Origin of the sequence: Gulosibacter sediminis, assembly GCF_030011715.1 — a bacterium.
Taxonomy (GTDB): domain Bacteria; phylum Actinomycetota; class Actinomycetes; order Actinomycetales; family Microbacteriaceae; genus Gulosibacter; species Gulosibacter sediminis.
On record NZ_JASCYH010000009.1, the window covers coordinates 29,780 to 42,339 of the forward strand.

Annotated in this window: 8 protein-coding genes; 5 read left to right on the plus strand and 3 right to left on the minus strand. The window is 67.3% G+C overall.

Annotation, left to right across the window (positions count from 1 at the left end; translation table 11 throughout):
• Positions 1-85: 85 nt before the first annotated feature.
• Both QM019_RS04855 and QM019_RS04860 read left to right on the plus strand, forming a co-directional pair.
• Positions 86-1,594: a PucR family transcriptional regulator gene (locus tag QM019_RS04855; RefSeq protein ID WP_282852083.1), complete on the plus strand. Its 1,509-nt coding sequence runs from the start codon at positions 86-88 to the stop codon at positions 1,592-1,594.
• A gap of 248 nt (positions 1,595-1,842) precedes the next feature.
• A complete protein-coding gene (locus QM019_RS04860; protein WP_282852084.1) occupies positions 1,843-6,192 on the plus strand; it encodes a lamin tail domain-containing metallophosphoesterase family protein in 4,350 nt (1,449 codons plus the stop codon).
• A gap of 69 nt (positions 6,193-6,261) precedes the next feature.
• Here the strand turns inward: QM019_RS04860 and QM019_RS04865 are convergent, their stop codons facing one another.
• Positions 6,262-7,761: a CoA-acylating methylmalonate-semialdehyde dehydrogenase gene (locus QM019_RS04865; RefSeq protein ID WP_282852085.1), complete on the minus strand. Its 1,500-nt coding sequence runs from the start codon at positions 7,759-7,761 to the stop codon at positions 6,262-6,264.
• 163 nt (positions 7,762-7,924) lie between these two features.
• On the opposite strand from QM019_RS04865, the gene QM019_RS04870 reads away from it, so the two are divergent.
• Positions 7,925-9,421: a gamma-aminobutyraldehyde dehydrogenase gene (locus QM019_RS04870; protein WP_282852086.1), complete on the plus strand. Its 1,497-nt coding sequence runs from the start codon at positions 7,925-7,927 to the stop codon at positions 9,419-9,421.
• Positions 9,422-9,437: 16 nt separating this feature from the next.
• Positions 9,438-9,746, plus strand: coding sequence for an antibiotic biosynthesis monooxygenase family protein (locus QM019_RS04875; protein ID WP_193128043.1), 309 nt, complete (start codon positions 9,438-9,440; stop codon positions 9,744-9,746).
• A 16-nt stretch (positions 9,747-9,762) separates the two neighbouring features.
• Here QM019_RS04875 and QM019_RS04880 read toward each other — a convergent pair whose 3' ends face one another.
• On the minus strand, positions 9,763-10,362 hold the full coding sequence (locus QM019_RS04880) for a TetR/AcrR family transcriptional regulator (protein ID WP_282852087.1): 600 nt from the start codon (positions 10,360-10,362) through the stop codon (positions 9,763-9,765).
• Between the two features lie 121 nt (positions 10,363-10,483).
• On the opposite strand from QM019_RS04880, the gene QM019_RS04885 reads away from it, so the two are divergent.
• The gene (locus QM019_RS04885; RefSeq protein WP_282852088.1) at positions 10,484-11,893 is read left to right on the plus strand and encodes an MDR family MFS transporter; all 1,410 of its coding nucleotides are present in this window, start codon (positions 10,484-10,486) and stop codon (positions 11,891-11,893) included.
• On the opposite strand, the gene QM019_RS04890 is transcribed toward QM019_RS04885, so the two are convergent.
• A complete protein-coding gene (locus tag QM019_RS04890) occupies positions 11,890-12,555 on the minus strand; it encodes an alpha/beta fold hydrolase (RefSeq protein WP_164509796.1) in 666 nt (221 codons plus the stop codon). The two genes, QM019_RS04885 and QM019_RS04890, sit on opposite strands and share 4 nt — an antisense overlap.
• Positions 12,556-12,560 lie beyond the last annotated feature (5 nt).

Below are 12,560 nucleotides of genomic sequence, written 5' to 3' on the forward strand. Positions count from 1 at the left end.
CTGGTGGCGAGTGCCGTTCTGTCGAACATGACGGATGCTCGTAGACAGATCCGCACCGTGCGTCGGCTACGCTGGCGGGGTGGTGATGACGCTGCGAACACTCCTGGCCCACTCCGCGCTTGGCCTGCGCCTGGCCCGGCCGCTCGAGGTACGCGACGAACAGCTCGACGAGAGGGTGTCGTGGGCGCACTCGTCGAACCTCGAGCATCCCTCGCCCTGGCTCGAGGCGGGGCAGCTGCTGCTCACCGACGGCACGCAGTTCGGCCGCCAGCACGACGCGGCCGCCGAGACCGAGTACGCGCGCGAGTACGTGCGGCGCCTGCGCGACGCGGGCATCGTCGGGCTGGGCTTCGCAGTGAACGTCGCGCACGCCCGCGTGCCGGCCGAGGTCATCGACGCGAGCCTCGAGCACGAGCTCCCGCTGTTCATCGTGCCCTCGTCGACCCCGTTCATCCGCATCTCGCGTACCGTCGCCGACGCGATCGCTGCCGAGCGCAACGAGCGCCTCGAGTGGTCGAACCGGGCGCAGCGCGCGATCGCTCGCGCGACCCTGCGACCCGACGGCCTCGCCGCCACCCTGCGCGAGCTCTCGGCGCAGCTCGACAGCTGGGTCGCGCTCTACGACGCACTCGGCCGGCGCGTGCAGGTGCAGCTCGGCCGCCGCGTGCCGCCGGAGCTGGAGGCCGAGCTTGCGGACGCGGTGGCCGGCCAGCTGCGCGGCCGCCGCCGTGCCGCGGCCCGTCTCGCGTCGGCCGACCACAGCGTGACGCTGCACACGATCGGCCAGCCCGACCGCCTGCGCGGTGTGCTGGCGATTGGCTCGGGCGCGCCGCTCGACGCCGCAGGCGCGCAGCTGCTCGCGAGCGTCGTCGGCATCGCCTCGATCGCGATCGAGCAGTCGCGCGTGCTCGACAGCGCGCGCCGCAGCCTGCGCACCGGAGTCGCCGAGCTCTATCTCGCCGGCGCGACGGCCGCGGCGGGCGACGCGCTGCGCGACCTTGGTACCTGGGTGCCGGAGGGCCGCGTGCGGGTCATCGTCGCCCGTGGCGTAACCGAGTGGACGCGCGTGCTCGACGAACTCGAGTTGCTCGCAGCAGCCAACGACCTCACGTTCGCGCGCCACGGTGACGAGCTGCTGCTCGTCGTGCCTGACGGTGCTGAGTTGCCGGAGCCACTCGCGCGCGACGGACTCACGGTGGGTGTCTCACCCGCGGTCGACGTCGCAGATATCTCCCACGGCTACGAGGATGCGCGGCACGCTCTGCGGCGTGCGGCGCGCGTCGGCGAGGTGGTCGAGTTCGACCGGCTCGCCGAGCACGGCCTGCTCGCCTGGCTCGACGCCGAACAAGGGCAGCTCCTCGCCGTGCGGATGCTCGCCGGGCTGCGCGAGCGCGACGACGCTGACGAGTTGCTCGCCTCGCTGCGCGCCTGGTTCGCCCACAATTGCGCATGGGATCCTGCGGCGCGCGAGCTCGGCATCCACCGCCACACGTTGCGGGCGCGAGTCGCCGCGGCGGCCGCCGCCACCGGATATGACCTCGACGACTTCTCGGCCCGCGCGCAACTCTGGCTCGCGCTGCAGCTCGCGGCTTAGGCGGTCTAGCGGGGCGTGAGCTACAAAGTTTCAAGACCATTCACCTTGGCGACAGCTGTCGTTCAATGAGGAGTTGGCGGCCCGTCACGCGAGTTGACTTGCCTGTCAGGGTTCACATTGCCCCAGGAGGTCTCTTGTCTTTGTCGCCAGGCGTACGCCGATGGCTTGCCGCAACTGCGGTTACCGCGGTTGCATGCACCACACCAATTCTGCTCGGGAGCCCAGCCGCGCTCGCCGCTTCGGCATCGATGCCGCTGACCGTTACGGAGATCGCTCCTGATCATCCCGGAGCCGACAATTTTGAGTTCTTCGAGCTCACGAACTACTCGGATGAGGCCGTCGATCTCACCGGCTGGGCCGTGAGCTACATCTACGCAGACACAACCGACGTCGACCGCGACGTTGCGCTCGAACTCGGGGGCGAGAACCTCACCATCGCACCCGGGGACTCGGCAGTGGTGTGGTTGAAGTATTCGAGCGATTCGGTGAACAGCGATGACTACACCGAGGCTGACTTCCGCGCCAATTGGGGGGATGCGGGGAGCAGCTACCAGCTCCTGACCGCGACCGGGCAGTCGGGCATGGCGAATGGCGGCGAGCGCGGTATTCGCCTCGTGTCGCCGGATGGGGTCAATGCTTGGTCGTACTACCCGTCCGGCAGCGTGAGCAGTTCGGGCACGGCCAACTTTGGTTACACGGAATCGGGCTCGGCGCCGCTCGTCGGCGCAAACCAAGCGGCAACGCCAGGCGAGGCTGAAGTCGAGGAAGCAACTCCGGCGCCGACTGAAACTCCGGAACCTTCGCCCGAACCAACAGCTCCGGGCACTCCGGGCACTCCGGGCGACGACACTGACAAGCCGCTCCTCATCACCGAGTTGCTGCCCGACTCCTCGAATGTCGGCGGGGCAGATGCCTATGAGTTCATCGAACTCACGAACCCGAGCAATTCGCCGGTGAGCCTGAGCGACTACCAGCTAGTATATGGCTACCCCGCGGCCGACCTATCGATTGGCTCGGACATTCAGTGGGTCCTCGACACCCCCGACGCCGAAGTCGCGCCCGGCGCCTCGGTAGTCGTTTGGGTGAAGAATGCCGAGAACCAGGAGCTTTCGGCGGACGACTTCAATGAAAAGTTCGGCACGCAACTTGTCGCGGGCGAGACGCTGATCGAAACGCAAAGTGGTGGCATGGCGAACGGTTCGCTGCGCTCGCTCGACATCCGCACGAACACCGGCCACGCGATTACCCGGGTCTACTACAACGGGACCGAGGCCGACGACACCCAGGCCGACCAGGGCATCCGCTACGGCTCGAACAGCGATCTTGTGCAACCGAAGCTCTCGATCGCGCCGGCGACCCCTGGTGCGACGGATGCGGATCAGCTGCCAGCCGAGTTGGTTGCGGTAGCGGAGGACACGCAAGCACCGCAGATTGCGGATGCGACCGCGCAGGAAATCGACCCCGCCACCGACTTCGAGTTTGCGTTCACGATCAACGATGATGTCCTCGTGCGCACCGCGACGTTGCGTATCGCGACCAGCGCCGGTGACACTCGCACCGTAAACCTCGAGGTTGCCGAAGACGGCCAGAGCTTCTCCTACGAGTATCCCCAGATTGACCTCACGGGTAAGGACTGGATCGAGTACTCGCTCGTCGCCTCGGACGGCACGAACACCGCGGAGCTCTCGACGCAGCGCATCGAGGTCGTGCGCCCCGAGGAGGGCCCGGTGCGCGCCAACCTCAGTGACGGCGACTGGATTTCTGGCAACGCACAGATCGTCGGTTCGGCTGACGCTGGCGCTCCGGTGATCGAGTTCGACGGGCAGCAGTGCGCAGCGGAACCTTCCCTCGAGACCGCGCCCGTATTCGCTTTCGAAGCCACCGGCGTCGACACGTTCTTCCAGAACGCGATCATGTTCGACGGCGAGCCGGTGCACATCTTCGACGACAGCATTCCCACGGGCTGGGAGACGATCTCGTCGGAGATCTCGCTTGAGGCCTTCGCGCCGGGCGAGACCGTCACGGTGTCGGTCGCGGCGGGTACCAAGGCCCACCCCGGCCCCGATGACCTCGAGAACAATGACGATTTCACGATTCGCGACGCGCGGCTCGTGCTGCCGGATGGCCGAACACTTACGCCCACGGGCTACACCGCTGGGACCGAACTCAAGATGGGTGACTCTGCGGGACTCATCGGCGTGTACGACGCCGAGTTTGTCGTGCCGGAGGACGCGTTCTCGTCGGTGCGTTGCGCCGTTGACACGGCCGGGCTTGCGGACGGCGAGCACGCGGTGGCGGTGCGCAGCGGCGACGACGCGCTCGAGTTCACGGTCAACGTCGACAACACTGCCCCAGTCATCACGACCTCGATCGCTGACGGCGACACCTTGCGCGGCGAGACCGTGCTCGACGCCGACATCGTCGACGGCGAGGGGCAGGGCGTCGACAGCGACTCGATTACGACGACCCTCGACGGTGAGACGGTGCAGCTGCCGCTGGAGACCTCTTCGACCGAGCTGGCTGCCGGCGAGCACACCCTGGTGGTGACGGCGGCCGACTTGCAGGGCAACCTGACTGAAGAGACCGTGCAGTTCACCGTGCCCGTCGAGAACCCGTCCGCGGAGGTCACGAGCTTCCCCACCTGTGATGCAGATGGGCACATCTCAGTGACCGACCCGAGCGGCGATGACCTCAACGTCAGCGTGCGGCGGGGCGAAACCGTTCCTGTCACCGATCTCGAGGTGACCTCGGGCACCGTGCATGACGGTGCAGCGACTGACCGCGAGGGCACCGCTGTGACGGCCGACGAGTTGGCGACATTGGCAGAGGCAGACGGTGAAGGCGTAAGCGCCAGCGCCGTCGACGCGCTGCCCTACCAGCAGTTCACCGCCGCAGTGCCCGACGGTACCGGTGCCGGCGACCAGGTGCGCGTGCAGTGGCAAGGTGAAGCAAATGCGGGCACGAGGGTGACGCTGTTTGCGCTCTCGAATGATGGCGGCTGGGTCGAACTCAACCACCAGATTCTCGCGGAGGATTCGGACGGCGGGGTGTCGTTCTCCGAGACCGTCGACGCAGGCGAATTCGCCAACAATGGCGAGGTGCAGCTGCTCGTGCAGAACGGCGTGGGCTGGGCTGGCGAAGACCGGTCTGACCGCGACAGCGCCTATGTCCCCGTGAACGAGGGAGACACACCCCGTTCGGCGTACGACGCGACGATCGCATGGGAGACCGACACCCAGTACTACAACGAGACCGAGTCGTACTACAAGCACCAGGTGAGCATTCACGATTACCTGCTCGCGCAGCGCGATCCGATGAACATCCAGTACCTCTCGCACACCGGTGACATCGTCAACGTCTCGAGCGAAGCCGAGCAGTGGGAGCGAGCAGACGAGGCGTACCAGCGTCTCGACGACGCCGAACTGCCCTACGGTGTGCTTGCGGGCAACCACGATGTTGGGCACAAGGACGACGACTACAGCCACTACAGCGAGTGGTTCGGTGCCGATCGGTACAACGACAACCCGTGGTGGGGCGGTGACCACGAGGACAACCGGGGTCACTATGACCTCGTCACCGTCGCTGGCGTTGACTTCATCTACCTCTACATGGGTTGGGGCGCCGGTGACGAGCAGATCGACTGGATGAACGAGGTGCTCGCGCAGTACCCGGAGCGCGCCGCAGTCATCAACATGCACGAGTTCCTCACGACAACCGGCGGCCGGGGCGCGATTCCCGAGCGCGTGTATCAAGAGGTCGTCGTGCCGAACGAGAACGTCGCCATGGTGCAGTCCGGTCACTACCACGACGCCTACGTCCAGCAGTACCCGCTCGACGACGACGGTGATGGCGTAACTGACCGCACCGTGGCCGCGGTGCTGTTCGATTACCAGTCGCTGCCCGAGGGTGGCCAGGGGTACCTGCGTTTGCAGCACCTCGACTCGACCGCGGGGACGATCACGAACCGTACCTACTCGTACTCGCTTGACGATTACGACACTGAAGACCCGAGCATTGAACTCGAAGCGCAGGAGTTCACGCTCAACTACAGCGACCTTGGCATCGTGGCCCACGAGAAGTCACTCACGACTGATCAGGTGCAGGTTGATGTGCTGACGGAGGAGGTCGTTGCCGAGGCCCAGGCAGCTTCTGGGTCAGACGTTGTCGTGACGGCCGCGCAGCTGGCTGATGCCGGTGGCTGGTATCTCCTGGTGACGGATGCGTATGGCGGCACGTACCGCTCGGACGTGTTCGATGCTGCTGAGGACTGCGCAACGCCTGCGCCGACGGACTCGCCTGCGCCGAGTGATTCCCCGGCGCCGAGTGACTCGCCTGCGCCGAGTGATTCCCCTGCGCCGAGCGATTCCCCTGCGCCGAGTGATTCCCCTGCGCCGAGCGATTCGTCAGCCCCGACGGTGACGGCAACGCCTCCGGCGGAGGGTGCATCGCCGGATGATGGTTCGGGCGGCGAAGCCGGTGACTCCGGGGACGGGCTGGCCACCACGGGTGCCGATGGGATGCTCGCTCTGGCAGCCCTTGGGCTGACGGCCGTTGCTGCAGGTGCGCTCCTGGTGCGCCGCCGAGGGATGCGCCGGTAGCGACCGGCCCCGCTGAACGCCCGAGGGCCTCGTTCACCACGTGAACGAGGCCCTCGGGCGGTGGTGTCGCTAGTCGTTCTGGGGGAAGCCGAGGTTGATGCCGCCGTGGCTCGGGTCGAGCCAGCGGGTCGTGATCGCCTTCTGGCGGGTGAAGAAGCGCACTCCCTCGGCGCCGTGAGCCTTGGTGTCGCCGAACAGCGACTCCTTCCAGCCGCCGAATGAGTAGGTCGCGATCGGCACGGGAATCGGCACGTTGACACCGATCATGCCGACCTCGATCTCGCGCTGGAAGCGGCGGGCCGCGCCACCGTCGTTCGTGAACACGGCGGTGCCGTTGCCAAACGCACCGTTATTGATGAGGTCGACGCCCTCGTCGAACGAGGCGACGCGCACGATGGAGAGCACTGGGCCGAAGATCTCCTCGGTGTAGACGCGCGAGCTCGTGGGTACCTTGTCGATGAGCGTCGGACCGAGCCAGAAGCCGCCGGCCTCGCCGTCGACCTCGATGCCGCGGCCGTCGACGACGACGTCGGCGCCGTCCTCGAGCGCGACGTCGATGTAGCCGGCGACCTTGTCGCGGTGCGCCTGCGTCACGAGCGGGCCCATGTCGCAGCCGCGGCGGCCGTCGCCGACGCGCAGCTTGCCCATGCGCTCGGTGATCTTCTCGATGAGCTCGTCGGCGACGGGCTCGACCGCGACGACGACCGAGATCGCCATGCAGCGCTCGCCCGCCGAGCCGAAGCCGGCGTTGATCGCCGAGTCGGCCACGAGGTCGAGGTCGGCGTCGGGCAGCACGAGCATGTGGTTCTTCGCGCCGCCGAGGGCCTGCACGCGCTTGCCGTGAGCCGTGCCGGTCTCGTAGACGTAGCGGGCGATCGGGGTCGAGCCGACGAACGAGACGGCGTCGACCTGCGGGTGCGTGAGCAGGCCGTCAACCGCGACCTTGTCGCCGTTGAGCACGGTGAAGACGCCGTCGGGGAGGCCGGCTTCCTGCCAGAGCTTCGCGATCCAGACCGCCGCCGAGGGGTCCTTCTCGGAGGGCTTGAGGATCACGGCGTTGCCCGCGGCGATGGCGATGGGGAAGAACCACATCGGCACCATGGCGGGGAAGTTGAAGGGCGAGATGATCGCGGCGACGCCGACCGGCTGGTGCACCGAGTGGATGTCGAAGCCGGTCGAAATCTGCTCGGAGAAGTGGCCGCGCAGGTGCGCGGTGATACCGCAGGCGTACTCGACGACCTCCTGGCCGCGCGAGATCTCGCCAAGGGCATCGTCGAGTACCTTGCCGTGCTCGGCGGTGATGATCTCGGCGAGCTCGCCCTTGCGCGAGTCGAGCAGCTCGCGGAACTTGAAGATGATCGACGTGCGCTTCGCGAGCGACACGTCGCGCCACGAGTGGTAGGCCTCGTGCGCGCTCTTCACGGCGACGTCGACGTCGGTCTGCTCCGCGAGCACGACGCGCTTCGTCTCTTCGCCAAGCGCCGGGTCGAACACGGGGGCGGTGCGGCTGCCTTCGGGGGTGACTTCCTTGCCACCGATCCAGTGCGGAACAACCGGGAGGTTCGTCATGAGAGTCCTTTCATCGGGTCTGTCATGGACGCTACGGGGGCCCGTGCCGTGGCAAACTGTCGGCATTGTCGAATCTGGGCGCTCGAGTTGCCAGATTGTCACGCCGGCCCAGGGGCTGATCTGGTGAGATAGAGGCATCCCAGCTTTGAAAGAGTGATACGAGATGTCCAAGATCGCTGAATTGACCTGGCAGCAGCCACTCAACTGGATCGATGGCGAGTACGTGACCGGCGCCGGCGAGCGCCGCGTCGAGGTGCGCGACCCCGCGCTCGACGAGGTCATCGTCGAGCAGGCCGAGGCGTCGGCTGAGCAGGTGGATGCGGCGGTCGCGGCCGCGCGTCGCGCCTTCGCCGACTGGTCGCGCCGCACGCCGGGCGAGCGCAGCGAGCTCATGCACGCCTGGGTGCGCGACCTGCGCGAGCACGAGGACGAGCTCGCGCGCTGGGAGTCGCGCCAGTGTGGCAAGCCGTTCAAACTCACGACACTCTTCGACGTGGCCGGCTCGATCGACAACGTCGCCTTCTACGCGGGCGCCGCCCGCCAGCTCGAGGGCAAGGCGCAGGCCGAGTACTCGGCCGACCACACCTCGTCGATCCGCCGCGAGCCCATCGGCGTCGTCGGCTCGATCGCGCCGTGGAACTACCCGCTGCAGATGGCGGCCTGGAAGATCCTGCCCGCCGTCGCGGCAGGCAACACGATCGTGCTCAAGCCCGCCGAGATCACCCCGCTCACCTCGCTGCTGTTCGCCGAATCGGCGGCCCGCGCGGGCATCCCCGCCGGCGTCATCAACATCGTCACCGGTGGCGGCCGCTCGGTCGGCACGCACCTCACGACGCACCCCGAGGTGAACATGGTGTCGTTCACCGGCTCAACCGAGGTGGGCCGTTCGATCGCGTCGACGATCCCGGGCAAGCGCCTCCACCTCGAGCTCGGCGGTAAGGCCCCGTTCGTCGTGTTCGACGACGCCGACCTCGACGCCGCCGCGAATGGCGCGGTCGCGGCCTCGTGCATCAACACGGGCCAGGACTGCACCGCAGCGACCCGCGCCTACGTGCACGAGTCGGTCATCGACGAGTTCGTCGCGAAGACCGCCGCCGTCATCGACACCATCAAGCTCGGCACCCCCGACGACGAGCAGACCGACCTCGGCCCGCTCTCGTCGCGCGGCCACCAGCAGAAGGTCGCCGCGATGGTCGAGCGGGCGGTGGATGCTGGCGCCACGGTCGTGCGCGGCGGTCACGTGCCCGAGGCTGCCGGCTACTTCTATGAGCCGACGCTGATCACTGGTGCAGCACAGGACTCCGAAATCGTGCAGGACGAGGTCTTCGGCCCCGTGCTCGTGGTGCTGCCGTTCTCAAGCGACGACGAGGCGATCGACCTCGCGAACGACACGCCCTACGGCCTCGCCGCATCCGCCTGGACGAGCAACGTCTACCGCGCGAACCGCGCCTCGCGCGAGATCGACGCGGGCTGCGTGTGGATCAACGACCACATTCCGATCATCTCCGAGATGCCCCACGGCGGCTACAAGGCCTCGGGCTACGGCAAGGACATGTCGGCGTACTCGCTCGAGGAGTACACGAACGTGAAGCACGTGATTCAGGACATCACCGCCGTGGCGAAGAAGGACTGGCACCGCATCATTTTTGCGGGGGAGTAGGGCTAGGCTTCGGGGCATGCCTATCGTGAAGATCAATGCCATTGACGTGCCGGAGCAGGCGGGCCCCGAACTCGAGCGCCGCTTCGCCGAGCGCGCCGGCACCGTCGAGACGTCGCCGGGATTCCGCGGCTTCAAGCTGCTGCGCCCGACCGCCGGCGAGACGCGCTACTTCGTCGTGACCGAGTGGGAAGACGAGGAGTCGTTCGTCGCGTGGCGCGACGGGGATGCTCGGGCCGCGCACTCGGGCGAGCACGGCAAGCCCGTTGCGAGCGGTGCGAACCTGCTTGAGTTCGAGGTCGTCCTCGACGTCGAGCCCACCCCGTAAGCCCACTCCGCAGTAGTTACTGCACGATCTCCCGCAGCATGTCGCAGTGCTCGCGGTAGTTTTCGAGCGGCGTGATCGTTTCGCCCGCCTCGTACCGCTGCCCGAGTGCTTCCCAGCTCGTGTGCCAGGTCGTCATGGCGAGGTCGGTGATGATGAGCGTCACCGACCTCTTCAGTGACGGGCAGTGCTCGAGCACGATCGCCTGGAGCACCTTCGACGTGCGCTGAAGCTGCCCCGCCGCTTCCTCGAGCAGCGAGGGCTCACTCGCGAAGAGGAGCGCGGTGCGGATCGAGATCTGATTCCGCTCGGCCGACTCTCGAATCTCGGCCTCGAGCATCCCCTCGATCTGCTTGAGAACGCTGCTCGGCGATCCGTCGACCGGCACGAACGCCTCGATGCGGTGCTGGAAGTCGAGCTGGCCGGGAATGCCGGCGTGTTCCTTGTTGTCGAAGTAGCGGAAAAACGTGCGGGAAGAGATGCCCGCTGCTTCGGCGATCTCGGCGACCGTGGTGGCCTCGACACCCTGCCGCTCGAACAGCGCCATTGCTGCCTCGTGGATCTCGTTGCTCGTCTGCACGCGGCGGCGCTCGGTGAGCGAGCGTCCGTCGTTGGCCATGGTCGTCATTTTGTCACGCTCCGGTTTGCGGGGTGTTTCGAGAATTTCTCTCTTGGCATATTACGTCAGAGTGTCACAGTGTGCCATACTTGGTCGTTCGCAAAAATGAGAGGGCGACAACATGACGCAGACGCTGACGCAGCCACGCACACTTTCGACGGGCAAACTCGTCGCCATCATCGGCACGCTCGCGGTCGCGGCGTTCGTTATGATCCTCAACGAGACGGTGCTCACCGTCGCGCTGCCGTCGCTCATGGCCGACTTCTCGATCTCGTCGCTCACCGCCGGCTGGTTCACCACGGGCTTCCTGCTCACCATGGCCATCTGCATTCCGCTCACCGGCTACCTGATGCAGCGGTTCAGCACGAAGACGCTCTTCCTCGCAGCCATCGTGCTCTTCGGCATCGGCACCCTCGTCGCGGCGCTTTCAACAACCTTTGCGACGATGCTCATCGCCCGCGTCGTGCAGGCGCTCGGCACCGCGGTGATCATGCCGCTGCTCATGACCACCACCCTGCAGCTCGTTCCGGCTGAGCACCGCGGCTCGATCATGGGCCTCAACACCGTCGTCATCTCGGTCGCCCCGGCGGTCGGCCCCACCCTCGCGGGCCTCGTCATCGACGCCTTCACCTGGCACGCCCTGTTCTGGGGCATGGCGGTGTTCGCCCTGCTCGCGCTCATCGGCGGCGGCATCGCGCTGCCGGCCGGTAAGGGCCAGCCCGCCGGTCGCCTCGACGCCGTGTCGATCCTGCTCTCGGTCGTCGGCTTCGGCAGCTTCGTCTACGGCGTCTCGGGCATCTCTGAGATCGGCGAGGGAGACTTCGTGCCGGTCGTCGCCCTCGTCGTCGGTCTCGCCGCGCTGAGCGTCTTCGCGGTGCGGCAGCAGTCGCTCGTGCGCCGGCAGGCGGCGCCGCTGCTCAACCTCGCCCCCCTCAAGGACGGCACGTTCGTGCGCAGCCTGCTCATTATCGGCATCACCTTCGGCGCGATGCTTGGCACGGTCGTCGTGCTGCCGGTCTACCTCGAGAACGGGCTCGGCCTGAGCACCGCGGCAGTCGGCCTCTCGCTGCTGCCGGGCGGTCTCACACAGGCGATCATCGCGCCGATCGCCGGCCGCATCTACGACCGCAAGGGCCCCGCCGTGCTTGTGATTCCCGGCGCGCTCTTGCTCACCGCCGGGCAGTGGGGCCTCGCGACCGTCGGCGCCAGCACCGAGGCGTGGTTCGTCATCCTCTGCCACTGCGTCTTCAGCGCGGGCATGGCCCTCATCATCTCGGCGCTGCTGACGCACTCGCTCGGCTCGCTGCCGCGCGACAGGTACGGCCACGGTTCGGCGATCCTCAACACGTGGCAGCAACTCGCCGGCGCCATCGGCACGGCGCTGTTCCTCACCGCGTTCGGTATCGCACAGACTGCTTTCGGCGACGTGGCTGACGCGGGCCGCTACCCCTTCATCATCGGCGGCGTACTCACGCTGATCACGGTCGGGCTCGCGGTGACGATCCGGAAGCACCCCGAGGCGACGGCCTAGAGCGACTCGACCCAACCGCTCACCGCGGCGGCGAAGCGCTGCGGGTTCGTCTCGTTCCAGAGATGGCCCTCGCCGGGCACAATCTGCAGCTGCGCATCCTGCATCGACTCGACGACCTCACCCGAGCCCTTGTGGTTCGCGCGGTCGTTGCCGCCGACGAGTACGAGGGCGGGGCACTGGATGCGGTAAAGCTCAGGCCGCAGGTCGAGGCCCGACATGCCGTCGAGCACCGACAGTAGGTCCTGCTTCGTAATGCCCGAGCCACCCTCCTCGATCGTCGGGCCTGCGAGGTAGCGCTCGGGCAGGGCGCTCGAGATCGTGCGCTGCATCTTCAGCAGCGCCCGGGGCGAGCGCGCGAACGGCGCGGAGAGCACGAGGCCCTTCACCAGCCCGGGCTCGAGCGCGGCGGCGCGGATCGCGATGAGCGCCCCCACCGAGATGCCGACGAGCACGCCTTCCTCGTCGGTGCGGTCGGCGAGATCGTCGAGCACCCACCGCGCGGCCGCATCGAGCGAGAACCCCTCGGGCGCCGGCGCGCTGATGCCGGGGATGGTCTGGGCCACCGCGTCGATGGATTCGGGCAGCTGCGCCATCACCGGATCCCAAACTCGCGGCGACTGCGGACCGGCATGGATGAATTCAACGCAGGTAGGTGAGGTCATGCATT

Excerpts from the sequence above, each read along its gene's own strand:
- QM019_RS04855 (WP_282852083.1), top strand. The coding sequence starts at position 86 with ATGACGCTGCGAACACTCCTGGCCCACTCCGCGCTTGGCCTGCGCCTG.
- QM019_RS04860 (WP_282852084.1), top strand. The coding sequence starts at position 1,843 with ATGCCGCTGACCGTTACGGAGATCGCTCCTGATCATCCCGGAGCCGAC.
- QM019_RS04865 (WP_282852085.1), bottom strand. The coding sequence starts at position 7,761 with ATGACGAACCTCCCGGTTGTTCCGCACTGGATCGGTGGCAAGGAAGTC.
- QM019_RS04870 (WP_282852086.1), top strand. The coding sequence starts at position 7,925 with ATGTCCAAGATCGCTGAATTGACCTGGCAGCAGCCACTCAACTGGATC.
- QM019_RS04875 (WP_193128043.1), top strand. The coding sequence starts at position 9,438 with ATGCCTATCGTGAAGATCAATGCCATTGACGTGCCGGAGCAGGCGGGC.
- QM019_RS04880 (WP_282852087.1), bottom strand. The coding sequence starts at position 10,362 with ATGGCCAACGACGGACGCTCGCTCACCGAGCGCCGCCGCGTGCAGACG.
- QM019_RS04885 (WP_282852088.1), top strand. The coding sequence starts at position 10,484 with ATGACGCAGACGCTGACGCAGCCACGCACACTTTCGACGGGCAAACTC.
- QM019_RS04890 (WP_164509796.1), bottom strand. The coding sequence starts at position 12,555 with ATGACCTCACCTACCTGCGTTGAATTCATCCATGCCGGTCCGCAGTCG.